We start from the raw sequence: 26,540 nt of genomic DNA, 5'->3' as shown, positions 1-26,540 counted from the left end.
GCGGGCTCAAGGGGTGATGCGCAGGTAGTCGACGTCGGCAAAGCTGCCGGCAGCGCCGGTGGCGAACAGGCCGACCTGCGCGCCGACCCAGCGGCCCATGGCGGCGTCGAACGGCGCCCCGACCTGCGTGTAGCGCAGGCCGTCCACGCTGTACGAGAAGGCGACGCGGGCGCCGGCCGTCACGTGCACGCGCAGGTGGGCCGCGAAGCCGGGCAGTTCCGCACCCACCTCTTCGGCGCACTTGCCGTCCTGCGCGCAGCGCACCAGCACCATGCGCGGCTTGCCCGCGACGCGGCGCAGGCCGAACCAGTGGCTGGCCAGGCCCATCGTGCCCAGGCCAAGCTGGTCGCCGTCGCGCTGCGCCCGCAGTTCGACCTTGGCGGTGACGCCGAAGGCCGGCGCCGGGAACTTCTGGGTCAGCACCGACGGCAGCGAACGCACCGGCAACTCGGGCTGCGCGAACAGGCGCAGGTGGCCTGGGCGGGCACCGAGCGCATACCAGCGCGCATCCGCGTTGGCAGCCCATTGCCACTGCGGTCCCAGGGCTCGCCCATCGAATTCGTCGCTGGTGGCCGGCACGCGCTGCGGGAAGACGCCGGCCACCGGCTTGGCATGCTCGATCACCGGCTGGCCCACGCCTGGCTTGCTTGACGGCGCGCCGATCAGCGGCCAGCCGTCCTCCCAGCGCATCGGCTGCAGGTGCACCACGCGTCCATAGGCGCGCTTGTCCTGGAAGTGGAAGAACCAGTCGCTGCCCTGGGGGGTGTTGACCCAGGCGCCCTGGTGCGGTCCGTTGATCTCGGTGGCGCCCTGCTCCATCACGATGCGCGACTCGTACGGACCCTCGATGCTGCGCGAGCGGAACACCGACTGCCAGCCGTGCTCGACCCCGCCCGCCGGCGCGAACACGTAGTAATAACCGTTCGCCTTGTACAGCTTCGGCCCTTCCAGCGTGCGGTAGCCGGGCAGCCTGTCGCCGTCGATGACCACCTTGCCTTCACTGTCGAGCAGGCTGCGGCCGTCGGGCGCCATCTTGCGCAGCGTGAGCACGTTGTTGAAGCCGGCCCGGCTCTTGGCCCAGGCGTGGATCAGGTAAGCCTGGCCGTCCTCGTCCCACAGCGGGGCCGGATCGATGATGCCCTTGCCCGGCAGGAGCAGGTGCGGCGCGCTCCAGGGACCGCCGAAGTCTTGCGCGGTAGTGACGTAGATGCCGTTGTCGGGGTCGGGATAGAAGATCCAGAACTTGCCGTCGTGGTGGCGCAGCGACGGCGCCCACACGCCCTTGCCGTGCTGGGGCGCGGCGAACTGCGCGCCCGGCACCAGCTGGGGCAGCGCATAGCCCCGCAGCTCCCAGTTGACCATGTCTTTCGAGACCAGCAGCGGCAGGCCGGGCGCATTGGCGAAGCTCGAGGACACCATGTAGTAGGTGTCGCCCACGCGGATCGCGTCCGGGTCGGAGTAGTCGGCATGCAGAATCGGGTTGCGGTAGCGGCCGTCGCCGAGGTCGGGCGACCACGGCGCGCGTGCAGGCACGGGGCCGAACACGCGCTCGAGAAAAGCCGCCATCGCGTCGACGGTCGGCGACACCCAGGGATCGAACAGCCAGAACGAATGCGGGGTGCCGGCCAGCGCCACGGTATCGGAATGGATGCCGTGCGTGGCCAGTTTGGCCGCCATCGCCTCGCGCCCCACCGAGAAGCGCGGCACGCCGCTGGTGATGAAGAGCACCGGCGGGCTGTTCTTGCCTACATGCTGGATGGGCGAAGCGGCGCGCCACAGCGCTTCCTTCTCGGCGTAGCGGCCGCCGAACCAGGCGCCCGCGGCGGAGGGATTTTTCTTCGGGTCGTCCTCGTGCCTGCGCGCTTCCTCCGAGGTGAAATCGGACAGGCCGTCGATGTTCACCACCGCACGGATGGCTTGCGGCTCGAGCATGCCGACCAGCGATGCGATCTGGCCGCCGGCCGAGCCGCCGGCAATCGCCACCCTTGCCGGGTCGATGCCGTGGCTACCCGCGCCCTTGCGCAGCCAGCGCACGGCTTCCTTCACGTCCTCGATCGCGGCCGGGTAGCGCGCCTGTCCGGACAGGCGGTAGCTGACGGTGGCGGCGGCATAACCGCGTGCGGCGAGGCGCGCCGCCAGCGGCGCCATGTTGCTTCGCTCTCCGCTGCCCCAGCCGCCGCCATGGACCAGGACCACCAGGGGCGCCGGTTTGCCGCCCGCGCCGGGCAGGTAGAGGTCGAGCCCCAGGGCCAGGTCGCCACGCCGCGCATAAACGAGGTCCTTGCGCACCTGCACCGGAGCCGGTGCTTCCGGGCTGGCGATGCGGATGTCGGGATAGTCGCGGACCAGCTTGCGGTAGGTGGTGTCGGCGTTGTACGGCGCCTGCGCGACAGCGTTCGTGATGGCCATGCCCAGCAGCACACCGACGGACAGCCGCCTCACAGCGCCGCTCCCCGGAACATGCAGCGGCGGCGCAGGCTCGCGCCGGGCGCCAGCACCGTCAGGCCCGGATAGCCCGGCAGGTTGTGCGCATTGATCGGGTGGTCCACCGGCTCGAAGCAGAAGAAATCGCGTCCCGGCGGCACGTAGAGGATGAAGTAATCCATGTCGGCCTGTACCTCCAGTGCAAGGCCGCGTTGCGGCCAGGTGATCCGGGCGGCACCAATCCAGCCCTCGAATACGTTGTCGACGCCGTCTTGCGGCAAAGGAGCGGGGCTGTCGAAGCGCCACTCGGGCGGAATATCCTGGCGCATGAGCGGCAGCTTGTCGGGGTCGGCCATCCAGACGCTGTGGGCGCCGGCTTCCAGCCGGGCGCCCTGCGGGTCGGGCATCCACGGATGCAAGCCGATCCCGAAGGGCAACGCCTTGTCGCCCGCATTGCGCACGCTCAGTTCCACCACCAGGGCATCGTCAGCCAGGGTGTAATGCAGTTCGGCCGTATAGGCGAAGGGCGCGGCATCCCGGCGCGCGAGGCGCAGGGTCAGGGAAGTAGCGGCATGGGCCGCCACGCGCCAGGGCTGCTGCCAGCCGTCGCCGTGGATCGGGCAAGGCTCCCCGGCCCGGTTCGGCGCCGGCACGTGGCGCCGGCCCTCGAAGGCAAAGCCCGAGGGCGCCATCCGGTTCGACCAGGGCAGCAGCGGGAAGCAGGCCAGCTGCCCGGGCAGCGGGGTGCCGGTCACGTCGGGCGGCAAGGCGCGCAGCAGGGGCTGCGCCTGGCCGCCGTCCAGCCAGTCGAGCCGCGCCAGGCCGCCCCCGATCTGCGGAACGACCTCGGCCAGCAGGCGGTCGTTGCGTAAGGTGAGGCGTTCCAGCACGGTTCTGGTCACCGGTCAGTATTGGGGGCCGTCGAGCAGGAACTTGCCGCCCTGGTACATTGTCGTGACGTCGTCCTTGGCCGGGAATTCGGAGGTGTCCGGGAACAGGTGCGCGAACTTCGACGAGCTGTCCTTCGGCTTGTAGCCCAGGTGCGAGGCCAGGCGGTTATCCCACCACACGCTGTCGTTGTCCGACATGCCGTAGACGATGGTATGGCCGACGCGCGGCGCGAACAGCGAGCAGCGCAGCATCTCGGTCAGGTCGTCGTAGGAGAACCAAGTGCTCATCATGCGCTTGTTGGCCGGCTCCGGGAAGCTCGAGCCGATGCGGATGCAGACGGTCTCGATGCCGAAGCGGTCGAAGTAGTAGCGCGCGATCTGCTCGCCGAAGACCTTCGACAGGCCGTAGTAGCTGTCCGGGCGGGTCGGCGAGTTCGCATCCAGCACGGTGTTGACGTGGTGGTAGCCGATCGCGTGGTTCGAGCTGGCGAAGATGACGCGCTTGGTGCCGGCCTTGTGCAGCGCCTCGTACAAATTGGCCACGCCGAGGATGTTGGCCTGCATGATGGGCTCGAAAGGCTTCTCGGTGGAGATGCCGCCGAAGTGCAGCACGGCATCCACGTCTTCCAGCAGTTTCAGCACCGCTTCCTTGTCGGCCAGGTCGCACTGGACGATCTCTTCGCCCTCGCGCGCCTCGCCCATGTCGGCGACGTCGGACAGGCGCACGACCTCGGCCCAGGGCTTGATACGGTCGCGCAGCACCTTGCCGAGGCCCCCGGCGGCGCCGGTCAGCAGGATGCGTTTGAAGGGTTTGCCTTTTACAGCTTCGGTCATGCTAAATCTCCTTGATTTTTGTGGCGCTGTGCTCTTCGTAGGGTGGGCGGGTCTCCCGCCCACGCGTCCACATTACGTATCCCCGGCCCGCTGGTGGCTCGCATCGGTACGTTGAACGTGCGGACGGCGAAGCCGTCCACCCTACGGAACAGCGCAGTATTCTTCAGGTCACCGGCGCAGGATTGAACAGCGCCAGCGCATTATGCAGTTTCCAGTGTTCGGCCCAGGTCTTGCGCCCGCTGGCCACGTCGAGGATCAGGCGGAACAGCTCCCAGCCCACGTCCTCGATAGTAGCCTCACCGCTGGCGATGCGCCCGGCATTCACGTCCATCAGGTCGTGCCAGCGCTTGGCCAGGTCGTTGCGGGTGGCGACCTTGATGACCGGGACCGCCGCCAGGCCATAAGGAGTGCCGCGGCCGGTGGTGAAGATGTGGACGTTCATGCCGGCCGCCATCTGCAGGGTGCCGCAGATGAAGTCGCTGGCCGGGGTGGCGGCGTAGATCAGCCCTTTTTGCTGCAGCTTCTCGCCCGGCGACAGCACGCCGGTGATCGCCGTGGTGCCCGACTTGACGATCGAGCCCATGGCCTTTTCGACGATGTTCGACAGGCCGCCCTTCTTGTTGCCGGGCGTGGTATTCGCGCTACGGTCGACGCCGCCGCGCACCAGGTAATCGTCGTACCACTGCATCTCGCGCACCATCGCCTGGGCGACTTCCGGGGTGGCGGCGCGCGCGGTGAGCTGGTCGATGCCGTCGCGTACTTCGGTGACCTCGGAGAACATCACGGCGGCGCCGGCGCGCACCAGGAGGTCGGTAGCGAAACCGACGGCCGGGTTGGCGGTGACGCCCGAGAAGGCGTCGCTGCCGCCGCACTGCACGCCGACCACCAGGCTCGCGGCCGGGCAGGTCTCGCGCTTGCGCGCATTCAGCTGTTCCAGGTGCTTCTCGGCGGTCTGCATCAGGTTGTCGATCATCGACATGAAGCCGACGTGCTGCTGGTCCTGCAGGGTGACGACCGAGGGTTCGGCGTTGCCGATCGGGATCGAGCCGGCCGGGAACAGGCGCGCCGGCGGCAGCTTCTCGCAGCCCAGGCTGACGACCATGACGTGGTCGCCGAAATTCGGGTTCCTGGACAGGTTGCGGATGGTCTTGATCGGAATCTCCGCGCCCGGCGCGTCGATCGCGACGCCGCAGCCGTACACGTGCTCGAGCGCGACCACGTCCTCGACGTTCGGGTAGCGCGGCAGCAGCTCTTCCTTGATGCGCTTGACCGCGTAGTCGATCACGCCCGAGACGCACTGCACGGTGCTGGTGATCGCCATGATGTTGCGGGTGCCGACCGAGCCGTCCTTGTTGCGGTAGCCCTCGAAGGTATAGCCCTCGAGCGGCTCGCCGGCCGGGCGCGCGTCGGTGCCGATCGGCAGGTCGTCGAGCGAACGGGCGGCCGGCATGCGCAGCACGCGCTCCGACACCCAGCTGCCGCGCGCGATCGGGCCGTTGGCATAGCCGATGGTCACGCCGTAGCGGATGACCGGGTCGCCATCGAGCAAGTCGGCCAGTGCCACCTTGTGTCCCTGCGGGACGCCTTCCACGAGCGTCAGTCCGTCCGGGAAAACGGTGCCCGCGGGCAGTCCGCCGTCGTTGACGACGATGGCGACGTTGTCGCTGGCCTGCATGCGGATTGTGCGCGGAACTTGGGTGGTCATGATGGTAGTGCCTTGGTCGGTAGGTTCTTTTTCAGTATGCCATACAATTTCGGGTAGTGGCTAGTCCACATTGCTATTTTGGTCGGACCAAATTAGAATGGCCTGACCAATAAAAGTAGTCACAAGTAGCTGGACGTATAAGTTAGACAAATTCGCCCGACTGGAGACATATGAAGACGACCTTGATGGCAGCCTCGCTTGCCACCCTCCTTGGCTGCGCACTCGCCTGCGGCCCTGCCCTGGCCCAGGGTGGCCACTACCGCAACACCGACAACAAGAACCTGCTGGACCATTCCGAAGGTACTTACCCGGTGCCATACAAAAAGCCGGTGGTAGCGGAAGTGACGGCGCAGCTCAAGGCGATCCGCGGCTACATGGACCAGGCCACGCCGACCCGCATCGTCGACAGGAAGACCGGCGACCAGATCACCGACCTGAAAACGCCGCACGCCGACGCCATCTTCGCCCCCAGCGCGGGCGACTACGGCATCCAGGTGTACGAGATGGGCGTGGTCCACTCGGGCCTCCTGAAGGCGGCGGAAGCCACCGGCGACCCGAGCTTCACGGCGATGAGCCAGCGCCACTTCCGGTTCTTCTCCCAGACCCTCCCTTATTTCCGCGCCCAGGAACAGAAGTTCCGCCTCGACCGGGCCAACAGCTTCGCGCGCTTCCTGGATCCGCACTCGCTGGACGACTCCGGCTCGATGTGCGCCGCCCTGATCCGCGCGCGCCTGGCCAAGGTCGGCCCGGACCTCAAGCCCATGATCGACACCTGCAGCGACTGGGTGATCAACAAGCAGTTCCGCCTGGATGACGGCACCATGGCGCGCAAGCGCCCGCAGGAAGTCTCGCTGTGGGGCGACGACATGTACATGAGCATCCCCTTGCTGGCCGAGATGGGCCGCATGACGGGCGATCGCAAGCACTTCGACGACGCCGTCAACAACGTGATGGGCATGAGCAAGCGCCTGTTCAACCCGCAGAACGGCCTGTACACCCACGGCTGGCACGCCAACCACCCGGACGCGCCGCGCTTCTACTGGGCGCGCGCCAACGGCTGGGCGGTGCTGGCCATGTCCGACCTGCTCGACGTGCTGCCGAAGGACCACCCGGGATACCAGCCGGTGCTGAACCAGCTGCGCGCCGCGATCAAGGGCATCGCCGAGCTGCAGTCGGGCACCGGCCTGTGGCACCAGATGCTGGACCGCAACGACTCCTACCTGGAGACCTCGGCCAGCGCCATGTTCACCTACGTGATCGCGCACGCGGTCAACCAGGGCTGGATCCCGGCCACCACCTACGGCTCGATCGCGCAGGCCGGCTGGGTGGGCCTGTCGACCCGCATCACCGCCAAGGGTGAGGTGGAAGGCACCTGCGTCGGCACCACGCTCGCCAGCGACATGGTCTATTACTACAACCGTCCCACCAGCGTGCACGCGCTGCACGGCTACGGCCCGACGCTGCTGGCCGGCGCCGAGATCATCAAGCTGATGAACAATCCGGCGTTCGAGATCCAGCACAAGGTGCGCACGTATCATTACGTGCCCAAAGGGGGCAAGACCGACTACAACAAGCATCAGCAATGATGCATCCATCACCGAGCGAACCCATGAAACGACTGATCCTCGCCGCGGCCGCGTTGTCCACCTGCGCCGCATCGCTGAATGCCTACGCCGCCGAAAAGCTGGCCGTCACCGTCCAGCACGACCTGTCCATCGCACGCCCGTCCGAGACCATCTCGATTCCGTGGAGCGAAGTGAACGCCGCCCTGCCCGGCGCCCTGATCCAGAAGATCGCCGTGAAGGATGGCAAGGGCCGCGTGCTGCCCTACCAGGTGACCAACGTGGCGCCGCTGGCCAAGGACCCGCAGAACGTCGGTATCGCCTACGGCGAACTGCTGTTCCAGCACAGCTTCGCCCCGGGCGAGAAGAGCGCCAGCTTCACCGTCGAGAAGATCGACACGGTGGCGCCGGTGTTCGCCCAGAAGGCCTATGCCCGCTACGTGCAGGAGCGGCTCGACGACTTCGCCTGGGAAAACGACAAGGTTGCGCACCGCACCTACGGTCCGGCCCTGGCCGCACCCGCCCCTGCCGGCGTCACCAAGGAGGTGCTGGTCACCAGCGGCCTGGACCTGTGGTTCAAGCGGGTACCGTATCCGATCGTCGACCGCTGGTACAACAAGGGCCATGACCACTACCACACGGACCAGGGCGAGGGCATGGACATGTACCAGGTCGGCAAGTCGCGCGGCGCCGGCGGCACCGGCGTATGGGACGGCAAGCAGCTCTACACGAGCGTGAACTACGCCAGTTGGCGCGTGCTGGCCAACGGCCCGGTGCGCGCGGTCTTCGAGCTGCACTACGCCGCCTGGGATGCGGCCGGCAAGCCGGTCAGCGAAACCAAGCGCTTCACGGTCGACGCCGGCCATTACCTCGACCGCATCGACTCGACCTTCCAGTACGAAGGCAACGCGCCGATCACGGTGGCCGTGGGCTTGAACAAGAACCCGAGCGACAAGGGCCAGGACCCGGTCATCGCGGTCAAGCGCGAAGGCCCGGTGCTGCTGCAGTGGATCGAGCAGAAGAGCAACGGCGCGTTCGGCACCGCGGTCGTGCTGCCGGGCGCCGAGGGCTTCGCCGAGGACAAGCTGAACGAACTGATCCTGGCCAAAGCCACCTCCGGCAAGCCGCTGCGCTACTACGCCGGCGGCGCCTGGAGCCGCGCCGGCGAGATCACCACGCTCGCCCAGTGGCAGCGCCTGGCGCAAGACACCGCTGCGCGCGCCGGCAATCCGGTGCGCGTGTCACTCCAGTCCAGCAAGTGAGGAGACCGATGAACTTCCAGCCCCGCCGCCGCGCCCTGCTGCGCACCGTTCCCGCCGCCGGCCTGCTGCTTGCCGGCGCCGGTTGCTCCACGCCTTCCGGCACCAGGACCGCGACTGATCCGTGGCAGCGCGCCGCCGATATCGTCGCGCGCTTCGCCACCCCGCTGCGCTTTCGCGAGGAAGACTTCCCGATCACCGCCTTCGGCGCCAGGCCCTGCGCCATGGTCGAGGTCAAGGGACAGACCGCCTCGCTCGTCAATGGCACCCTACGCACACCCGCTAAAGGCGCGCCCGACGCCTATCCGGCGATCACGGCGGCGATTGCGGCCTGCCACGCCAAGGGCGGCGGCCGGGTGGTGATCCCGGCCGGCGACTGGTACTGCGCCGGTCCGATCGTGCTGCGCTCGAACGTGCACGTGCACCTGGCCGCGGGCGCGCGCGTGCACTTTTCCGCCAACCCGGAACACTATGCGCGCCACGGCGAATTCGACTGCGGCCCCAATGGCAAGCTGACCCTGTCGCGCTGGCAGGGCAACGACGTCCTGAACTACTCGCCGCTGGTCTATGCCCGCAACCAGACCAACATCGCGCTCACCGGCGCCGACTGGACCAGCATCCTGAACGGCCAGGGCGGCGTGCCTTTCGAGGACAAGCCGGACGAGTGCTGGTGGGACTGGAAGGGCCGCGGCCTGCCGGCACGCACCCGCACCGAGATCGCGCCGAACCCGGCCAACCAGCCGCTGGACAAGGTGGCGCCCGAGCTGCCCGAGGCGCAACGCGCCCTGATCCAGGGCGAAGGCTGGCAAACCGATTCGCGCTACCTGCCGGCGCTGTCGGAAGCCGGCGTGCCGGTGGCGCGCCGCGTGTTCGGCCACGGCCACTTCCTGCGCCCCTGCATGATCGAGTTCATCGGCTGCAGCAAGGTGCTGCTTCAGGGCTACCAGGTGAATGCGGCGCCGTTCTGGCTGCACCACCCGGTGAACTGCAGGGACCTGCACATGCGCGGCGTGAACATGGAGAGCCTGGGCCCGAACAGCGATGGCTTCGACCCCGAAGCCTGCGACGGCGTGCTGGTGGAGGAATGCACCTTCAACAACGGCGACGACTGCATCGCGATCAAGGCCGGCAAGAACCGCGATACGCAGTTTGGGCCGACCCGCAACATCGTGATCCAGCGCTGCATCATGAACAGCGGCCACGGCGGCGTGACCCTGGGCAGCGAAATGGCCGGCGGCATCGAGCACGTGTATGCGCAGCAGCTCGAGTTCCGCAACATGCACTGGGCCAAGAAGCCGCTGAACACGGCGATCCGCCTGAAAACCAACATGAACCGGGGCGGCTTCCTGCGCCACCTGTACGTGCGCGACGTCACCCTGCCGAATGGCGTGCGGATCGAGCCGATGATGTACAAGCCGCTTCCCGGCGCGAAGGAGATCACGCAGCCGGTGGCCTCGACCGCGGGCGCGATCATCACCATCGACTGCGACTATGTGCCGGGCGACGATGCGGTGCGCATCCGGCCGCCGCAGGTGTCGGACATCGTCATCAGCGGCGTGCGTGCCGGCAACGTGGACGCCGGTTCGGGCAAGTTCTCGTGCTACCAGGCCTTCGTGCTGCTGGGGCCCGTGGCTTCCAGCTTCAATGGCCCGGCCGGCACCCCGATCCTGCCGATCACCCGCGTGCGCATCAGCGATTCGGACTTCGGCACGCCGAAGAACGGCGCCCAGCCCTGGTTCCTGCACAACGCCACCGACATCACCCTCGACCAGGTCACCATCGGCGGCAAGCTCTACAACACGACCCTGTCGTCACGCAATCCCTAATGTGGGAGAGGTCAGGCCAGTTCATGTATTTATTTGAATTGGCCTGACCAAAACTGTCAATATTGTCTTAAAATTCAGTAACTGGCCTGACCAGATACGAATAGAAACGCAATGGAGACAGCATGAAACAACAACAGCCGCGTGCCGCCTTACGCCAACTCACCCTGTGCCTTCTCGGCACTGCCTCGGTGTCCACCCTGTCCATCGGTGCTGCTTTCGCCCAGGACGCCCCAGCCTCCCAGACGCAACAGATCCAGACCGTCCAGGTGACCGGCCTGCGCGCCTCGCTCGAGAGCGCGCTGAACGCCAAGCGCGAAGACAACGGCATCGTCGACGTCATCAAGGCCGAAGACATGGGCAAGTTCCCGGACACGAACCTGGCCGAGTCGCTGCAGCGCGTGCCGGGCGTGGTGATCGACCGTGACGCGGGCGAAGGCCGCAACATCACGGTGCGCGGCCTGGGCCAGGACTTCACCCGGGTGCGCATCAACGGCATCGAGGGCCTGGCCACTACCGGCGGCACCGACAGCTCGGGCGGCACCAATCGCGGCCGCGGCTTCGACTTCAACGTGTTCGCCTCCGAACTGTTCAGCTCCCTCACCGTGCGCAAGAGCTCCTCGGCCGACGTCGACGAAGGTTCGCTCGGCGCCACCGTCGACCTGCAGACTCTGCGTCCCTTCGACCTGAAAGGCTTCAACGCCACCATCGCGGCCAAGGGCAAGTACAACGACGGCTCGGAAAAAATCGACCCGCGCGTGGCCTTCATGCTGTCGAACACCTTCATGGACCGCACCCTCGGCGTGCTGGTCTCGGGCGCCTTTTCCAAGCGCCGCGTGCTGGAAGAAGGCTTCAGCACGGTGCGCTGGGATAACGGCCCCTCGTCGGGCGGCTGGTGCGCCCCGCAAGGCGTCGCCGCCAACCCGGCCAACTCCACCGCCACCACCTGCGGCCCGGCTGCCCAGGGCGTGCCGCGCCTGCCGGCCTCCGCAGCGGCCACCGAGGCCTACAACGCCGCCGGCAGCGCCGGCAACTTCCACCCGCGCCTGCCCAGGTACGGCCGCCTGACCCACGACCAGGACCGCCTGGGGCTGACCGCCTCGGTGCAGTGGCGCCCGCAACGCGGCACCCTGCTCACCTTCGACATGCTGTATTCGAAGCTGGACGCGACGCGCCAGGAAGACTTCCTGCAGGCGATGTCGTTCAGCCGCAGCGCCGCCCAGGGCGGCAAGCCACAGATGAGCGTGGTCGAAGCGCAGTACGCGCCCAACGGCGCGCTTCTGTATGGCCGCTACAACGGCGTGGACATCCGCTCGGAATCGCGCTTCGACGAGCTGAACACCACCTTCAGCCAGCCGACCCTGACGCTGGAACACAAGATCAGCGACACCTGGAGCATGAGCGCCAAGGTCGGCCGCGCGAACTCGAAGTTCCGCAATCCGGTGCAGACCACCGTCACGCTGGACGCGCTCAACGTGAACGGCTACACCATCGACTTCCGCGGCAACCAGCGCCTGCCGGCGATCAGTTATCCGTTCGACCCGATGGCAGCGGGCGGCGCACTCGGCATCATCGGCGTGCCGCAAGTGGCCAGCGGCACCCAGCCGAATACGATTCCGAACACCACGACCAGCGAGATCCGCATCCGTCCGCAGGGCGCGACCAACGTCAACGACGTCGGCCAGTTCGACCTGGCCTGGGAAGCCAGCGAACACCTCACGTTCAAGGGCGGCCTGAACCGCAAGAAGTACGAGTCGGACACCTACGAATTCCGCCGCGTGAACCAGAACGACACGATCTTCGCTCCAGCGGCAGGATCCACCGGCTTGAGCACCACCGTCAGCGGTTTCGGCAAGGGCCTCGACATGCCGGCCGGGAATCCAACCGGCTGGGTGATCCCGAACCTGCGCGCCATCGCCAGCGCCTATGACATCTACTGCAACTGCATCAAGGCCGGCCCCGCCGGCGGTCCGGGCGACTTCACCCTGTCCTCGATCACCAACGGCAATGCGCGCGGCAACAACCGCACCGTCACCGAGCGCGACGATGGCTTCTACCTGATGGGCGAGTTCAAATACGACCTGTGGGACATCCCGCTGCGCGGCAACTTCGGCGTGCGCCACGTGAAGACCGAACTGGAAGCGATCGGCTACCAGGCCGCCGGCGGCGGCACCGCGGTGAAGGTGAACCACGAGTACAAGGACACCCTGCCCTCGATGAACATCGCGGCCAACCTGACCCGCGACTTCATCGTGCGCTTCGGCGCGGCCAAGGTGATGACCCGTCCGCAGCTGGGCTTCCTGTCGCCGGGCGGCACCATCTCGACCACCGGCACGCTGACCATCAACACCGGCAACCCGCTGCTGAAACCCTTCCGCGCCAAGACCTTCGACTCGAGCTTCGAGTACTACTTCGGCAAGAACGCCTTCGTGGGCCTGGGACTGTTCCAGAAGAACATCGACACCTACATCCAGTCGCTGCGCACCAACGTGGCTTTCCGCGAGACCGGCCTGCCGCTGTCGCTGCTGCCGGCGAACTTCAGCGGCGACGAACAGTTCCAGGTCACGGCCCCGATCAACACCGATGGCGGCAAACTGAAGGGCTTCGAACTGAACTACCAGCAGCCCTTTACCTTCCTGCCGGGCTGGGGCCGCAACTTCGGCACGGTGCTGAACTACACCAAGGTAAGCTCGAAGATCGAGTACGCCGTCTCGCCGACCAGCAGCGAGCGCATCGTCGACGACCTGCTGAACCTCTCGCCGAAATCCTGGAACGCGACCTTCTACTATGACGACGGCAAGTTCAGCGCGCGCGTCTCCGGCGCCAAGCGTTCGTCCTTCCTGACCCGCGTGCCGGGCCAGAACAACAACGACGTCGAAGGCAAGAACGAAACCTTCAATGTGGACGTGTCGCTGTCGTACAAGTGGAACGAGAAGCTGGAATTCACGCTGGAAGGCGTCAACCTGACCAACGAGCCGAACGACCAGTTCATCAGCCGCGCGCGCAACAGCGTGGTGGTGAACAACGTCACCGGGCGCGAGTTCCTGGCGGGGCTGCGCTACAAGTTCTGATCGCTTCCTCTCCTCTCCTATGGAGGCTTTGACAGCCCGCGCTTGCGCGGGCTTTTTTATTGGCGCTGTTCCTTTTAAGTGTGGAAGATCCCGATTGCCGCTCTCAGGAAGCGCTCGGGCGATGCGATCCGTTCCCCATCAAGCGCCCAGCGCCAGCCGAGGTAGTTGGGCAGGTAGCGTGAGGCCACGCCGTGAAATCGCGACAGCCAGGCGCGCAGGCGCTGGTGATAGGAGTTGACGTTCTGCACGTGAATTGCGCCGCGCACCCGTTCGCCCAGGCGCACGTTGACGAAGGCGTGCGCGATGCGCGCCTGGCGCGCAAAGTTCCGGTAGGCGGGATGACCGTCGGTTACCAGCAGTACGTCTGGATCGAGCACAGGGAGCAGGTGCCGGTGTAATTGCCTGGCCGTTACTGCGGCCCGTCCCGTGACGAAGGAGCAGGTCTGGCCGCCACGGTCGCGCGCGACCAGCACGCAATCATGCTCATGGGTGATACCCCGGCTGCGGGCCACTCCGCCGCGCTTGCGGGCCGGCCGGTCGAGCTTGCGCGCGCCCTTTTGCGATTCCAGGAGAAACAGTTCGTCGGCCTCGGCGATGCCGGCGAGGCGTTCCGGTTGGTCCCGCCTTGCGCCGTCCAGGAAGCGATGACGCCAGCGAAAGCTGGTCGTGCGGTGCACGCCAATCAGCTTGGCTGCAGCCCGCACGCTGCGCGACTCAAGCATTTCCTTGAGGAAGTCGAGCCATTTGCCGCGGTGGCGCAGGCGTGCCAGCGGCGTGCCGCTCAGGGCGCTGAAGGTGCGGCCGCAAGCCCGGCATCGGTAGCGTTGCAGGCCGCGATTCGTTCCGTGGCGATAGTGGTGACTGCTGCCGCAGTCGGGGCAGCACAGCGGTGCTGTCCGTGCGTCGTCGATTGTCGCGCACACGCTGTCGAGCCCGACCGCCGGCCGCAAGGCCGCCGCAAGTTGTGCGCGCTGCTGCCGGGTGAGCAGCGGCAAGCTGCGAAGCAGTCGGGTAAAACCTGTCGGGCGCACGGATCCTCCTGACAATCGGGTGCAGGTTGGACATCGGCTCGGCTCAACAGTTCAATTTCTACACTTAGCGAGAACAGCGCCTTTTTATTGTAGCGGCAATAGCTGAGCAGTTCCCCTGGGACGACCGTTCAAGTAGCTACTTTCATAGTTTCTTTCGACGTGATAAAGTATCTACTTTCACATAATAAGGAGCCAGCATGCATTCGCTGCCACCAGTGACAGATCCATCTTTTCGCCAGAAATTGCGTGAAGCGCGGGAGGCCCGCAAGCTCTCTCAGTATGCACTTGCGAAGCTGGCCGGGGTAGCGCTCGTCATGCCCCGTCGCTACGAGGATGCCAAGGACAAGTACGCCACCCTGCCCAATCCGGCGACCTGGGCAAAGCTGAATGCCGTGCTGTTCCCTCCCGATCCACAGACTGCCACCGCCACAAGCGGGCAGCCTCCGGCTCCGCTTTCGCACGGCAAGGCGGATAAACACCTTGCGCTGGAGTGTGCCTCGATCGAAGAGATCGTTGGCGAACTCAAGCGTAGGGGCGCGGCTTCCGTCGTCATCAATTGGTAAGAACGACCTTGTCAGGATTGGAGAATGAACATGCATGCAGCTAAAACAGCGATCGAGGCAATGCAAGGAGACTCCCGTGCAACGGCCTAGTTTCCGATTTCTCGCCAGTCTTGCACAGCGAAGCCCGACCATCGTGTATGCCAGCGCATCCCCTTCGCTGTCCGGGCATCCGAAGCTGTACAAGTACTTTTGGCAAGTATTCAGTGTCGAGTCGCCATGGGAGAACGATGAATTTTTCGCCTCGGCGCCGCAGTTATGTACGGCGGACATGGTTCAGACCACCGAACGCCTGTTGGCGGCCGGTCATTCCTGTGTCCTCTACGGATGGAAAAGACCGCGCACAGGTCCGGGCACACCATGGAAGCTCGACCATCCTCGCTGGAAGGACGTGGCCTTTGCGCCCCCATGGGAAGATGACACGGATGAGATCAGCCTGGGAGGACACAAGTGATCGAGCCGACGCAAGCGAGTGAGGTATTTCGTGAAATTCGCGAACTCGACGAACTTCTCCTGCAACTGGTCGCTTCTCCGGACGCAGTCGACTGGCATTGGCCAGGCTATTACCAGCTCTATGTCCAGGTCGACCGGATGGGCTGGTCAATCCAGTCTGCCGCACGGGCAGTGGGACACACATCCAGCATCATCGCGGATGCCATACCGGACGGCACGCACGTGGCGGCAGCAAATGCAGCGCTGGATGCGCTGGGCAAGAACTACATGGCCGTCCTCGGCTGGCTGTGGCAGCATGCGCGCGGCATGAGCAGCGTGATCAAGGAGCCGCGCCTGAAGGCGATCCTCCGCGCCCATCTTCATCCCAAGAGCGGCTGGTACCAGGCATGTTTCGCACAATATTGCGCCGGTAGGATCTCTCCGGATGGCGCACGGCTGGAGCGAACCATCCTGTTACTGGAACCGTCTCCCCCGGAACGCATCGACCAGGCAGTGGATGAAACCTATCTGTTGCGCCGCCAACTATTCGACATCGGGGCCGAAGACAAGCGACGCGCCCTCGCATTGGCTTCGGATGAAGTGCAGGACATGCATGCCCGCGCCACCGATGCGATGCGCAGGCATTTGCTGGCGCATTGCCATATCGGCGACCTGGCGCACCCCTCCTCTATCTGAGCCGGCAAGCCGGCGAAGCTCCCTGCGCGATCGGGCCGCGCCAAAGAAAAAGCCCGCACGCGGCGGGCCTTCGGGCAAAGCACGGTGCGGCTCAGAACTTGTAGCCGACAGCCACCAGCACCGCCACCGGATCCAGCTTCATGTGCTGCTTCTGGCCGGTCGAGAAGTGCACGTCGGTGCGCAGCTTGCTCTTGTTGACGGTCACGTCGGCGAACCACTTCTCGCCCAGGTTCATCGCCAGGCCGATCTGGCCGGTGTAGGTGAACTTGTTGTCGATGCTGAAGGTCGTCGGAATGCCGCTGCCCGGGTTGGTGATCGCGGTCATCTTGGCCGAACCACGTTCCTTCATGAAGTAGGCATAAGTCGCGCCGATACCGACGAACGGACGGAACAGCGAGGTCGGGGCGCCGAAGCGGTACTGTGCGAACAGGGTCGGCGGCAGCGCCTCCACGCTGCCCAGCTCGCCGGTGCCGGCGATCGCGCCCGCGCCGTAGATCTTGTGCTTGTACGGCGTGCCCAGGCAGGTCTGGAGCGAGATGTTGTCGGTCAGGCCGTAGGTGAGGGTCAGCACCGGCTGGATATCCTTGTCGACGTCGGCCTTGGTGCCCGGCAGGGCCGGCGCGCTGATGTCGCCGCTTTCGACCTTCGGGGTCAGCTGGTTGACGCCGAAGCTGACGGTGAGCTGGCCGGCCGACTGGGCCGATGCCGTCGACGCGCATGCGAGCGCAGCGGCCGCGCCCAGCACCTTCACGAGGCTGTTGAAACGTACTTTCATTTTTTCTCCTGATTATTGTAGAGACCCGCCCTGCACGGGCAGGCCTCACTGCAGTTTTACAGCCAGCCCTTGACCGCCATCTCCTTGAGAACAAGGCGCGCAATCAGGTTGTTCTCGAACGGCGTCGGGTGAATGTCGTCGGCGAACATGTAGCGGCTGACGTCACCGGCCACGGTATTGTTGTTGGTGCAGATCAGGGACGTTGTGCCCAGTGCGTTCGGGCCGCAGGCCGGGCTGGTGGTGTTGGTCAGGCCGTACGGCGCCGGATTCTTCACCTGGTCGTTGCTGATGGTGTACAGGTCGACGTAGAGGATACGGTCGTCGGTGCCGATGCCGCTCTTCAGCTGGGTATTGAAGGCGTTGACCATGGCGGTGATCAGCTGCTGGATGTCGGCAGTGCGGGCCTTGCCGGCCGGGGTGCTGGCGACGTCGGGCAGGTTGGCGACGATGACGTACTTGGCGCCCTTGGCCAGGATCTCGTTCTTCACCAGCGCGGCCATCTGCGCGCCGGCGAGGCCCAGGTCCTCGACCAGTTTCTTGCTGTTCGCCGCCAGGAAATCGGCACCGGCCTTGTTGCCGGCAGCGGTCGCGTCGGCCTGGGCCTTGGCGACCATCGGGCCATAGACCGAAGCCTGGGCCACCGCGGCATTGCCCGGCTGGCGCGCGGCGGTGCCGACTGCGGCGGCGACGATGGTCTCCGAGGTGCTGCCCGTGCGTGCGCTCTCGGCCGCAATGGCCGCACCGATTGCCTGGGCTGCGAGTTGCGGGTTGGTGGCGCCTGCCGCCAGTTGGGCGGTCAGTGAGGCGCCGAAGGCCTGGGCGCCGGCAGCGCTGCCGGCGGCGGTTGCCTGGAGCTGCAGGTCGCTGAGCCCCATCAATACGTCGTTACCGCCCGACAGGACGGTGACCAGCTCGGTGCCGCTGAACTTGTTGCCGGTGCGGGACAAGTGATTGGCGATCTGGGTCACCAGCGGCACCGTCGTTTGGCCGATCGGCGACTTGGTGGCCTTGTTGCCCGGGCCGATCGGGTTGGTCACGCGCGAACCACCCTGGGCATAGTTGAAGCAGTTCAGGTTGTTGCTGATTGGTACCGAGAAGCCGCGCGAGGCGTCGCCTTCGAGGCCGGTTTGGGCGGCGCAGGGCGCCGGCAGTTTCAGCTCGGCTGCCAGGAATTCGACCCAGATCTTGCCGTTCAGCTCAGGATTCTTGGCGGTGCCGTCGCCGTTGATGGTGAACTTGCCGCCGCCGGCCTGCTTGATCGTGCCCACGGCGTAGGTGCCGACGTCCGACAGGCTGTCGCCGAAGGAGACCTGCTGGGTGAAGCTGAGTTTTTGCGTTTGGTCGCCGCCGCTTGGGCTGGTTCCACCGCATGCTGCCAGCACCGCTGCCGTCAGCAGGGCGAGCGCGAGTTTGGTTTGACGCATTGTGTCTCCTAGATTGGTTTTATTTGAAACGAACGGGCGTGCTATTCGCTCCATAATAATATGCCAGTGTTCAATTTTCTTGTATAGGAAATGCTAACCCGTACGTCAGTTTTTGGTGACAACTGACCAAGCAGCGGGGGACCGATTATAGTCCTGCGACTGAGCCCGCATGATGCGATTTGTTGAACGCTGTTGTATTGAAGAACGCCCGCAAGTACGGGCGTTCTGGCTGGCGAGACCCTAAGCTGCAGGGCTATGCGGAGTGGATTGATTCAGCAGGCCGTGGACGATGCCGGTCGAGCCGTGGGCAGCGCGGCGCAGGCGGTCGTTGACGCCCAGCCAGGCCCCGTCTTGCGGGGGTGCTTCGACCAGGATCACGTCGGCGCCATGGCCGTCCATCGCGCGCAGCGCGGCGTACAGGGCGTGGGCGAAACCGTCCGGGGTGGCCGGCAGGCGCAGCGCGGCATGCGTGCTTGGCATATCGGAATAATGGATCAGCGCGACCTTGCGTCCCGCCGCCGCCAGTTCGAGCAGGGTCCGGCGCAGCGTGGCGCTGTCCTGCATCGCCACCGGCGTATGCGGCGCATAGTGCGATTCGAGCGTGCCCGAGGCGCGCGGCGCGGCGGCGTCCGCCGCAGCCGGGACCTGGTCGATCACCGCGGCAATGGCTTCGGCGCTGATGTGGCCCGGGCGCAGCAGCACCGGGCCGTGCGTGGCCAGGCGCGACAGGTCGACGATGGTCGATTCGATGCCGACCTGTGAGGCGCCGCCGTCCAGCACCATGGCCACGCTGCCGTCCTGGCCGAATTCGTCGCGCACGTGCTGGGCCAGGGTTGGGCTCACCGCGCCGAACTTGTTGGCGGATGGCGCCGCCACGCCGCCCTTGCCACCCTTGAAGGCGCGCAGCAGCGCGATCGCCACCGGGTGCGAAGGACAGCGCAGGCCGACCGTGTCCTGGCCGCCGCTGACGGCATCCGGGATGTTCGGCGCGCGCTTGAGGATCATGGTTAGCGGGCCCGGCCAGAAGGCCTCGGCCAGCGCTTGGGCCTCGCGCGGGATATCGGTAGCCCAGTAGTCGAGCGGTGCGCCAGGCGCGAGGTGCACGATCACCGGGTGGTCCTGCGGGCGGCCCTTGGCCGCATAGATGGCCGCGACCGCGGCCGGATTCTCGGCATCGGCGCCGAGGCCGTACACGGTCTCGGTCGGGAAGCCGACCAGCGCGCCCTGCTCCAGCGCGCGTGCGGCGGCGATGATGGCGGCCTGGTCGATGTGCTGGTCTTCCATCCTTACTCCGTAATGCCGAGGATGGCGCAGGCCTGGCGCAGGCTGTCCTGCGCCTGCTCGAGCGTCGGCGCCACGAAGGTGACGTGGCCCATCTTGCGCGCGCGGCGCGGGTCGTCCTTGCCGTACAGGTGCAGGTTGGCGCCCGGCAGCGCCAGGATGCGGTCCCATGCCGGTTCGCGCGCCGCAGTCGCATCACCTTCGCTGCCGCCTTCGAACCACACGTCGCCCAGGATGTTGAGCATGACGGCAGGCGAATGCTGGCGCACCTCGCCCAGCGGCAGGCGCGCCATCGCGCGCACCTGCTGCGCGAACTGGCTGGTGACGCAGGCGTCGATGGTGTAGTGGCCGCTGTTGTGCGGGCGCGGCGCCATCTCGTTGACCACCAGGCTGCCGTCGGCAAGCACGAAGAACTCGATGCACAGCACACCCACGTAGCCCAGCTGGGCAACGATGGCGGTGGCTGCATCCTGCGCCTGTTTCGCGCAGGCCGCGGACACGTTCGGCCCCGGCACGGTGGTGGTGAACAGGATGCCGTCGCGGTGCACGTTCTCGGCGATCGGGTAGACCACCGATACGCCGTCATGGCCGCGCGCAGTCAACACCGACACCTCGTAGGCCAGCGGCAGCATCTTCTCCAGCAGGCAGGTGACGCCGTTCATCGCATCGAAAGCGGCGCGCACGTCCTCGCGGGTGCGCACGCGCACCTGGCCCTTGCCGTCGTAGCCCATGCGCACGGTCTTCAGGATGCCCGGCAGCAGATCGTCCTCGATGGCGTCGATGTCGGCATGCGAGGCGATCGTCGCGTGCGGCGCCGGCATCACGCCGGAGTGGGGGGCGCATTCGACGAAGAAGCGTTTTTCCGCGATGCGGTCCTGGGCGATCGAGACGCAGGACGCGTTAGGAGCTACGAATACGCGCTTCTCCAAATACTCCAAGCTAGAAGCGGGAACGTTTTCAAATTCAGTAGTCACGGCCTCGCATTGAACAGCCAAGTCGTGCAAACCCGTGGCGTCGTCATACGAAGCTTCGACCACATGCTCAGCAACTTGGCCAGCAGGACATTTAACCGTCGGCTCAAGAACTGCCACACGATAACCCATCGATTGCGCGGCGTGAGCAAACATGCGGCCAAGCTGACCGCCGCCCATCACTCCCAACCAAGTTGGCGATTCAGCAAGTGGCAAAATAGATAGCAGCGGCGATGAAGGTTTTGAATCACTCATGCGTCAACACGGGAAGGGTCATGGCCTGGGCCGCCGCGGTCTGCTCGGCGCGGAAGGCCAGCAGCTTCTGCGCCAGCGCGTCGTCGGTGGCCGCCAGGATCGCCACCGCGGTCAGGGCCGCGTTGGCGGCGCCGGCTTCGCCGATGGCGAAGGTCGACACCGGCACGCCCTTGGGCATCTGCACGATGGAGAGCAGCGAATCCTCGCCGCGCAGGTACTTCGAGGGCACCGGCACGCCCAGCACCGGCACGATGGTCTTGGCGGCCACCATGCCCGGCAGGTGGGCGGCGCCCCCTGCTCCGGCGATGATGGCGCGCAGGCCGCGCTCGCGTGCGCTCTCGGCATAGGTGAACATCTCGTCCGGCATGCGGTGCGCCGAGATCACCTGCGCCTCGAAAGGCACGCCGAACTGCTTCAGGACATCCACGGCATTCTTCATCACGTCCCAGTCAGAGGACGAGCCCATGATGACGCCAACTAAGGGTTTTGCTTGCTCGGTCATCTGCTTACGCCTTCAGCTTCTCGCCGGTGAGGCGTTCGATGGCTTCGAAATACTTGGCCTGGGTCTTCTCGATGACGTCTTGCGGCAGGCTTGGCGCCGGCGCGGTCTTGCCCCAGTCGGTCAGGGTTTCCAGGTAGTCGCGCACGAACTGCTTGTCGAAGGACGGCGGCGACATGCCCGGTGCGTACGAGTCGGCCGGCCAGAAGCGCGAGGAGTCGGCGGTCAGGACTTCGTCCATCAGGTGCAGCACGCCACTGTCGTCCAGGCCGAATTCGAACTTGGTGTCGGCGATGATGATGCCGCGGGTCGCCGCGTATTCGGCGGCAGTGGTGTAGAGCTGGATGCTGATGTCGCGCATCTTGGCCGCCAGCTCCTTGCCGATGCGCTGCTCCATTTCTTCGAACGAGATGTTCTCGTCGTGTTCGCCGATGTCGGCCTTGGCGGCCGGGGTGAACAGCGGCTGCGGCAGCTTGTCGGCCTGGCGCAGGCCTTCCGGCAGCTGGATGCCGCAGACGGCGCCGCTTTCCTGGTAATCCTTCCAGCCCGAGCCGATGATGTAGCCGCGCACGACGGCTTCGACCAGGATCGGCTTGAGGCGCTTGGCCACGACGGCGCGGCCGCGCACCTGCTCCACTTCTTCCGGGGCGACGACCGATTCGGGTGCGACGCCGGTCAGGTGGTTCGGCACGATGTGGCCGAGCTTCTCGAACCAGAAGTCGCTCATCTGGTTCAGCACCATGCCCTTGCCCGGGATCGGCTCGTTCATGACCACGTCGAAGGCCGACAGGCGGTCGGTGGTGACGATCAGGATCTTGTCGTCGCCGACAGCGTAGTTGTCGCGTACCTTGCCGCGGCCCAGCAGTGGCAGGGACTGGATGGTGGATTCGTAGAGGCTGTTCATAGATGGGATATCAGGGAAACGGGACCGGGATAGTGCCGGTCGAGTGGGTCAGGTCTGGGGGTGGCCTGGGCCAGTGCGTAATTTTACGTCAATTCACGATGCACCGCCGAAGCCGGCACCGTCGCCCCGGTGGAGGCCGGGGCCCAAGTTTCTTCGCGATGCGGCGAGTTCAACCGTAGTGGTATGCGGAAGAAATTGAATCCCGGCCTACGCCGGGATGACGTTGCTTGAGTGCGGTGGTGAAGCTGGCTGCAAGGGCTCCTGCAGCGCAGCCTGATTACATTTCCAACGATTACTGCACGATCTGCGCCAGCTCACCAGCCTTGTAGCGCTCGGCCATCTTCTCCAGCGGCACCGGCTTGATCTTGGCGGCCATGCCTTCGCAGCCGAAGGACAGGTAGCGCGCCTTGCAGATCTCGGTGGCGGCCTCGCGGGCCGGCTTGAGGTAGTCGCGCGGGTCGAACTTCGACGGGTTCTGGAACATGTACTTGCGGATCGCAGCGGTCATGGCCAGGCGGATGTCGGTGTCGATGTTGATCTTGCGCACGCCGTGCTTGATGCCTTCCTGGATCTCTTCGACCGGCACGCCGTAGGTCTCTTTCATGTCGCCGCCGAATTCGCGGATGATCGCCAGCAGGTCCTGCGGCACCGACGAGGAACCGTGCATCACCAGGTGGGTGTTCGGGATGCGGGCGTGGATTTCCTTGATGCGGTCGATCGCCAGGATGTCGCCGGTCGGCTTGCGGGTGAATTTGTAGGCGCCGTGCGAGGTCCCGATGGCGATCGCCAGGGCGTCGCACTGGGTCTTGGCGACGAAGTCGGCGGCTTGCGCCACGTCGGTCAGCAGCTGCTCGCGGGTCATGGTGCCCTCGGCGCCGTGGCCGTCTTCCTTGTCGCCCTTCATGGTCTCGAGCGAACCGAGCACGCCCAGTTCGGCTTCGACGGTCACGCCGATCGAGTGCGCGAACTTGACGACTTCACGCGAGACTTCCACGTTGTACTCATAGCTGGCCACGCTCTTGCCGTCGGCTTCGAGCGAACCGTCCATCATCACCGAGGTGAAGCCCGAACGGATCGCGGCCATGCAGACCGCCGGCGACTGGCCGTGGTCCTGGTGCATGACGACCGGGATGTGCGGGTAGGCTTCGACGGCGGCGTCGATCAGGTGGCGGAGAAAAGCTTCGCCTGCGTATTTGCGGGCGCCGGCCGAGGCTTGCATGATGACCGGGCTGCAGGTGGCGTCGGCGGCGGCCATGATGGCCTGCACCTGTTCCAGGTTGTTGACGTTAAAAGCCGGCAGGCCATAACCGTGTTCGGCGGCATGGTCCAGCAGTTGACGCATCGATACGAGTGCCATGGTTGATTACTCCAAACAATTAAGAAACTATTTCGTCCAGCTCGCCCACGCGCACGATCTTGAGCGCATTGGTGCCGCCGGCCTGCCCCATCGGCGAGCCCCAGGTCACGACGATCAGGTCGCCCTTGCGCACCATGCCTTCGCGAATCAGGACTTCTTCGGCCTTGCGCAGCACCGCGTGGCTGCCACCTTCCTGCAGGAGGTGGAATGCTCGCACGTTCCGGTACAGCGACGCCTTGCGCTGCGTCGTCTGCAGCGGGGTCAGGGCGAAGATCGGGGTGTCGATCGAGTGGCGGCTCATCCACAGCGCGGTCGAGCCCGATTCGGTCAGCGCCACGATCGCCTTCACCTTCAGGTGGTGGGCCGTGAACAGGGTGCCGTAGGCGATCGACTGGTCGATGCGGGTGAACTGGACATTCAGGAAATCTGCGTCCTGCTTGTTGTATTCGGATTGTTCTGCCTCGAGGCAGATGGCGGCCATCATCTCGACGGTCTCGACCGGGTACTTGCCCGATGCGGTCTCGGCCGAGGTCATGACGGCGTCGGTGCCGTCGAGCACGGCGTTCGCCACGTCCGACACTTCGGCGCGGGTCGGCACGGCGTTGACGATCATCGACTCCATCATCTGGGTCGCAGTAATGGCCAGCTTGTTGGAGGCGCGCGCCATCTTGATCATGCGCTTCTGCAGCGCCGGCACGGCCGCGTTGCCCACTTCCACCGCCAGGTCGCCGCGCGCGACCATGATGCCGTCCGAGGCGTCCAGGATTTCCTGCAGCACGGGGATGGCTTCGGCGCGCTCGATCTTGGCGATCATCATCGGCTTGTGGCCGTAGGGCTCGCCGGCGATGTTGGCCAGCTGGCGCGCCATTTCCATGTCGGTGGCGTTCTTCGGGAAGGAGATTGCCAGGTAGTCGGCCTGGAAGCTCATCGCGGTCTTGATGTCTTCCATGTCCTTCGAGGTCAGGGCCGGCGCGGTCAGGCCGCCGCCCTGGCGGTTGATGCCCTTGTTGTTCGACAGCTCGCCGCCCACTTTCACGGTGGTGAAGATCTCATGGTTGACGACCTTGTCGACGACCAGCACGATCAGGCCGTCGTTGAGCAGCAGCTTGTCGCCCGGCTTGACGTCGCGCGGCAGGGCCTTGTAGTCGAGGCCGACGCGGTCCTGGTTGCCCAGCTCGCCGTTCTCGCCCCAGCGGGCGTCGAGGATGAACTTGTCGCCGTTGTTCAGGAAGATCTTGCCCTCTTCAAATTTACCAACGCGGATCTTGGGCCCCTGCATGTCCGCCATGATCGCCACCTCGACACCGCATTCGGCGGCCGCTCGGCGCACCAGGGCGGCGCGATCGATGTGGTCCTGCGCCTTGCCGTGCGAGAAGTTCAGGCGCACGACGTCGACGCCGGCACGGATCATGCGGACGAGAATGTCGAAGTCGGTCGATGCCGGGCCGATGGTGGCAACGATCTTGGTGGCGTTGTACAGGGGGCGCGCAGCTTGCATGTGTCTGGAATCCTTGGTTCTGAAAAGAGAAGCGCAGCCCCGGGGCTGCGCTGGTACTGACGTTTTTTAGTTGGCTTTACGCTGGAGCAGGATCTCGACTGCCGGCAGGGTCTTCCCTTCCAGGAACTCGAGGAAGGCGCCGCCGCCGGTCGAGATGTAGCCGATCTGCTCGCCGATGTCGTATTTGGCGATCGCCGCCAGGGTATCGCCGCCGCCGGCGATCGAGAAGCCGTTCGACTTGGCGATGGCCATTGCCAGGGTCTTGGTGCCTTCGGCGAACTGGTCGAACTCGAACACGCCCACCGGACCGTTCCAGACGATGGTGCCGGCCTTGGCCACCTGCTCGGCCAGCATGGCGGCGGTCTTCGGGCCGATGTCCAGGATCATGTCGTCATCGGCCACATCGGCCACGTCCTTGACGGTCGCGGCGGCGGTCGGGCTGAATTCCTTGGCGCAGACCACGTCCACCGGGATCGGCACCTGGGCGCCGCGCGCGGCCATCATGTCGATGATCTGCCTGGCCTCGCCGACCAGGTCGTTCTCGACCAGCGACTTGCCGATGTTCAGGCCGACGGCCTTCATGAAGGTGTTGGCGATGCCGCCGCCGACGATCAGGTTGTCCACCTTGCCGGCCAGGCTCTGCAGGATGGTCAGCTTGCTCGACACCTTCGAGCCGGCCACGATGGCCAGCAGCGGACGGGTCGGCTGGCCCAGAGCCTTGCCCAGGGCATCCAGTTCGGCGGCCAGCAGCGGGCCGGCGACGGCGACGGGCGCGAACTTGGCGATGCCGTGGGTGGTGGCTTCGGCGCGGTGCGCGGTGCCGAAGGCGTCGTTGACGTAGACGTCGCACAGCTTGGCCATCTTCTGGGCCAGCTCGTCGGCGTTCTTCTTCTCGCCCTTGTTGACGCGGCAGTTTTCCAGCAGCACGACCTGGCCCGGCGCGACGTCCACGCCGTCGACCCAGTTCTGCTTCAGTTCCACCTGTTGGCCGAGCAGCTCGGACAGGCGCGCGGCGACCGGCGCCAGGCTGTCTTCCGGCTTGAATTCGCCCTCGGTGGGACGGCCCAGGTGCGAGGTGACCATCACGGCGGCGCCGGCCTTCAGGGCAGCCTGGATCGCCGGCACGGAGGCGCGGATGCGGGTGTCTTCGGTGATATTGCCAGCGTCATCCTGCGGTACGTTCAGGTCGGCGCGGATGAATACGCGCTTGTTTTTCAGCGCGTCGCGGTCGATCAGGTCTTGCAAGCGGGTGAAACTGAGAACGTCGTCCATTGGCTAGTCAGCAGTGA

21 protein-coding genes are annotated in these 26,540 nt (G+C 65.8%); 7 read left to right on the top strand and 14 right to left on the bottom strand.

What is annotated here, in order from left to right:
* Nucleotides 1-6: 6 nt before the first annotated feature.
* The 4 genes from ACK4S9_RS04140 to garD form a co-directional block, all read right to left on the bottom strand.
* Nucleotides 7-2,442, bottom strand: coding sequence for a family 43 glycosylhydrolase (locus tag ACK4S9_RS04140; RefSeq protein WP_409721837.1), 2,436 nt, complete (start codon nt 2,440-2,442; stop codon nt 7-9).
* Nucleotides 2,439-3,314: an aldose 1-epimerase gene (locus ACK4S9_RS04135; protein ID WP_409721834.1), complete on the bottom strand. Its 876-nt coding sequence runs from the start codon at nt 3,312-3,314 to the stop codon at nt 2,439-2,441. Before ACK4S9_RS04135 ends, ACK4S9_RS04140 begins: the two co-directional genes overlap by 4 nt.
* A gap of 15 nt (nt 3,315-3,329) precedes the next feature.
* A complete protein-coding gene (locus ACK4S9_RS04130; RefSeq protein ID WP_409721831.1) occupies nt 3,330-4,148 on the bottom strand; it encodes an NAD-dependent epimerase/dehydratase family protein in 819 nt (272 codons plus the stop codon).
* Between the two features lie 163 nt (nt 4,149-4,311).
* A complete protein-coding gene (garD, locus tag ACK4S9_RS04125) occupies nt 4,312-5,853 on the bottom strand; it encodes a galactarate dehydratase (protein WP_409721828.1) in 1,542 nt (513 codons plus the stop codon).
* A 170-nt stretch (nt 5,854-6,023) separates the two neighbouring features.
* Between garD and ACK4S9_RS04120 the strand changes: the two genes are divergently transcribed.
* The 4 genes from ACK4S9_RS04120 to ACK4S9_RS04105 all read left to right on the top strand — a co-directional run bounded on the left by ACK4S9_RS04120 (nt 6,024) and on the right by ACK4S9_RS04105 (nt 13,568).
* Nucleotides 6,024-7,439: a glycoside hydrolase family 105 protein gene (locus tag ACK4S9_RS04120; protein WP_409721825.1), complete on the top strand. Its 1,416-nt coding sequence runs from the start codon at nt 6,024-6,026 to the stop codon at nt 7,437-7,439.
* A gap of 23 nt (nt 7,440-7,462) precedes the next feature.
* Nucleotides 7,463-8,677 carry a DUF4861 family protein gene (locus ACK4S9_RS04115; RefSeq protein ID WP_409721822.1) on the top strand — a complete coding sequence of 405 codons (1,215 nt, stop codon included), beginning with the start codon at nt 7,463-7,465 and terminating at the stop codon, nt 8,675-8,677.
* A gap of 8 nt (nt 8,678-8,685) precedes the next feature.
* On the top strand, nt 8,686-10,500 hold the full coding sequence (locus ACK4S9_RS04110) for a glycoside hydrolase family 28 protein (RefSeq protein ID WP_409721819.1): 1,815 nt from the start codon (nt 8,686-8,688) through the stop codon (nt 10,498-10,500).
* A 122-nt stretch (nt 10,501-10,622) separates the two neighbouring features.
* On the top strand, nt 10,623-13,568 hold the full coding sequence (locus tag ACK4S9_RS04105) for a TonB-dependent receptor (RefSeq protein ID WP_409721816.1): 2,946 nt from the start codon (nt 10,623-10,625) through the stop codon (nt 13,566-13,568).
* Between the two features lie 74 nt (nt 13,569-13,642).
* On the opposite strand, the gene ACK4S9_RS04100 is transcribed toward ACK4S9_RS04105, so the two are convergent.
* Nucleotides 13,643-14,599, bottom strand: a complete 957-nt coding sequence (locus ACK4S9_RS04100) for an IS1595 family transposase (RefSeq protein ID WP_409721813.1) — start codon at nt 14,597-14,599, stop codon at nt 13,643-13,645.
* Nucleotides 14,600-14,796: 197 nt separating this feature from the next.
* Here ACK4S9_RS04100 and ACK4S9_RS04095 point away from each other — a divergent pair, with 197 nt between their 5' ends.
* The 3 genes from ACK4S9_RS04095 to ACK4S9_RS04085 all read left to right on the top strand — a co-directional run bounded on the left by ACK4S9_RS04095 (nt 14,797) and on the right by ACK4S9_RS04085 (nt 16,287).
* The gene (locus ACK4S9_RS04095) at nt 14,797-15,162 is read left to right on the top strand and encodes a multiprotein-bridging factor 1 family protein (protein WP_409721810.1); all 366 of its coding nucleotides are present in this window, start codon (nt 14,797-14,799) and stop codon (nt 15,160-15,162) included.
* A gap of 76 nt (nt 15,163-15,238) precedes the next feature.
* Nucleotides 15,239-15,613: a hypothetical protein gene (locus ACK4S9_RS04090; RefSeq protein WP_409721807.1), complete on the top strand. Its 375-nt coding sequence runs from the start codon at nt 15,239-15,241 to the stop codon at nt 15,611-15,613.
* Complete coding sequence (locus tag ACK4S9_RS04085; RefSeq protein ID WP_409721803.1) at nt 15,610-16,287, top strand: hypothetical protein; 678 nt, start codon at nt 15,610-15,612, stop codon at nt 16,285-16,287. Before ACK4S9_RS04090 ends, ACK4S9_RS04085 begins: the two co-directional genes overlap by 4 nt.
* A 91-nt stretch (nt 16,288-16,378) precedes the next feature.
* Here the strand turns inward: ACK4S9_RS04085 and ACK4S9_RS04080 are convergent, their stop codons facing one another.
* The 9 genes from ACK4S9_RS04080 to ACK4S9_RS04040 form a co-directional block, all read right to left on the bottom strand.
* Complete coding sequence (locus ACK4S9_RS04080; RefSeq protein WP_409721800.1) at nt 16,379-17,062, bottom strand: OmpW/AlkL family protein; 684 nt, start codon at nt 17,060-17,062, stop codon at nt 16,379-16,381.
* Nucleotides 17,063-17,118: 56 nt separating this feature from the next.
* Entirely contained in the window at nt 17,119-18,486 is a 1,368-nt protein-coding gene (locus ACK4S9_RS04075) for an SGNH/GDSL hydrolase family protein (RefSeq protein ID WP_409721797.1), read from the bottom strand.
* 240 nt (nt 18,487-18,726) lie between these two features.
* Nucleotides 18,727-19,770: an L-threonylcarbamoyladenylate synthase gene (locus ACK4S9_RS04070; protein ID WP_409721795.1), complete on the bottom strand. Its 1,044-nt coding sequence runs from the start codon at nt 19,768-19,770 to the stop codon at nt 18,727-18,729.
* 2 nt (nt 19,771-19,772) lie between these two features.
* Entirely contained in the window at nt 19,773-20,993 is a 1,221-nt protein-coding gene (locus ACK4S9_RS04065) for a 5-(carboxyamino)imidazole ribonucleotide synthase (protein ID WP_409721792.1), read from the bottom strand.
* Entirely contained in the window at nt 20,986-21,495 is a 510-nt protein-coding gene (gene purE, locus ACK4S9_RS04060) for a 5-(carboxyamino)imidazole ribonucleotide mutase (protein WP_409721789.1), read from the bottom strand. The genes ACK4S9_RS04065 and purE overlap by 8 nt, the downstream gene beginning before the upstream one ends.
* 4 nt (nt 21,496-21,499) lie before the next feature.
* Nucleotides 21,500-22,396 (bottom strand): phosphoribosylaminoimidazolesuccinocarboxamide synthase, encoded by an 897-nt coding sequence (locus ACK4S9_RS04055; protein WP_409721786.1) that lies wholly within the window; start codon nt 22,394-22,396, stop codon nt 21,500-21,502.
* A gap of 292 nt (nt 22,397-22,688) precedes the next feature.
* Nucleotides 22,689-23,753: a class II fructose-bisphosphate aldolase gene (gene fba, locus ACK4S9_RS04050; RefSeq protein ID WP_409721784.1), complete on the bottom strand. Its 1,065-nt coding sequence runs from the start codon at nt 23,751-23,753 to the stop codon at nt 22,689-22,691.
* 19 nt (nt 23,754-23,772) lie between these two features.
* Nucleotides 23,773-25,233 (bottom strand): pyruvate kinase, encoded by a 1,461-nt coding sequence (pyk, locus tag ACK4S9_RS04045; protein ID WP_409721882.1) that lies wholly within the window; start codon nt 25,231-25,233, stop codon nt 23,773-23,775.
* 84 nt (nt 25,234-25,317) lie between these two features.
* Complete coding sequence (locus ACK4S9_RS04040; protein ID WP_409721781.1) at nt 25,318-26,523, bottom strand: phosphoglycerate kinase; 1,206 nt, start codon at nt 26,521-26,523, stop codon at nt 25,318-25,320.
* Between the last annotated feature and the right edge of the window lie 17 nt (nt 26,524-26,540).

It is taken from the genome of Massilia sp. (assembly GCF_046293535.1).
Taxonomy (GTDB): Bacteria; Pseudomonadota; Gammaproteobacteria; order Burkholderiales; family Burkholderiaceae_D; genus Telluria.
Note: the sequence above shows the minus strand (reverse complement) of the source record. Positions and strands in the feature narration are given on the sequence as shown.

Coding starts and splice junctions, on each gene's coding strand:
- ACK4S9_RS04130 (WP_409721831.1), bottom strand. CDS start 4,148: ATGACCGAAGCTGTAAAAGGCAAACCCTTCAAACGCATCCTGCTGACC.
- garD (WP_409721828.1), bottom strand. CDS start 5,853: ATGACCACCCAAGTTCCGCGCACAATCCGCATGCAGGCCAGCGACAAC.
- ACK4S9_RS04120 (WP_409721825.1), top strand. CDS start 6,024: ATGAAGACGACCTTGATGGCAGCCTCGCTTGCCACCCTCCTTGGCTGC.
- ACK4S9_RS04115 (WP_409721822.1), top strand. CDS start 7,463: ATGAAACGACTGATCCTCGCCGCGGCCGCGTTGTCCACCTGCGCCGCA.
- ACK4S9_RS04110 (WP_409721819.1), top strand. CDS start 8,686: ATGAACTTCCAGCCCCGCCGCCGCGCCCTGCTGCGCACCGTTCCCGCC.
- ACK4S9_RS04105 (WP_409721816.1), top strand. CDS start 10,623: ATGAAACAACAACAGCCGCGTGCCGCCTTACGCCAACTCACCCTGTGC.
- ACK4S9_RS04095 (WP_409721810.1), top strand. CDS start 14,797: ATGCATTCGCTGCCACCAGTGACAGATCCATCTTTTCGCCAGAAATTG.
- ACK4S9_RS04080 (WP_409721800.1), bottom strand. CDS start 17,062: ATGAAAGTACGTTTCAACAGCCTCGTGAAGGTGCTGGGCGCGGCCGCT.
- ACK4S9_RS04075 (WP_409721797.1), bottom strand. CDS start 18,486: ATGCGTCAAACCAAACTCGCGCTCGCCCTGCTGACGGCAGCGGTGCTG.
- ACK4S9_RS04070 (WP_409721795.1), bottom strand. CDS start 19,770: ATGGAAGACCAGCACATCGACCAGGCCGCCATCATCGCCGCCGCACGC.
- ACK4S9_RS04065 (WP_409721792.1), bottom strand. CDS start 20,993: ATGAGTGATTCAAAACCTTCATCGCCGCTGCTATCTATTTTGCCACTT.
- purE (WP_409721789.1), bottom strand. CDS start 21,495: ATGACCGAGCAAGCAAAACCCTTAGTTGGCGTCATCATGGGCTCGTCC.
- ACK4S9_RS04055 (WP_409721786.1), bottom strand. CDS start 22,396: ATGAACAGCCTCTACGAATCCACCATCCAGTCCCTGCCACTGCTGGGC.
- fba (WP_409721784.1), bottom strand. CDS start 23,753: ATGGCACTCGTATCGATGCGTCAACTGCTGGACCATGCCGCCGAACAC.
- ACK4S9_RS04040 (WP_409721781.1), bottom strand. CDS start 26,523: ATGGACGACGTTCTCAGTTTCACCCGCTTGCAAGACCTGATCGACCGC.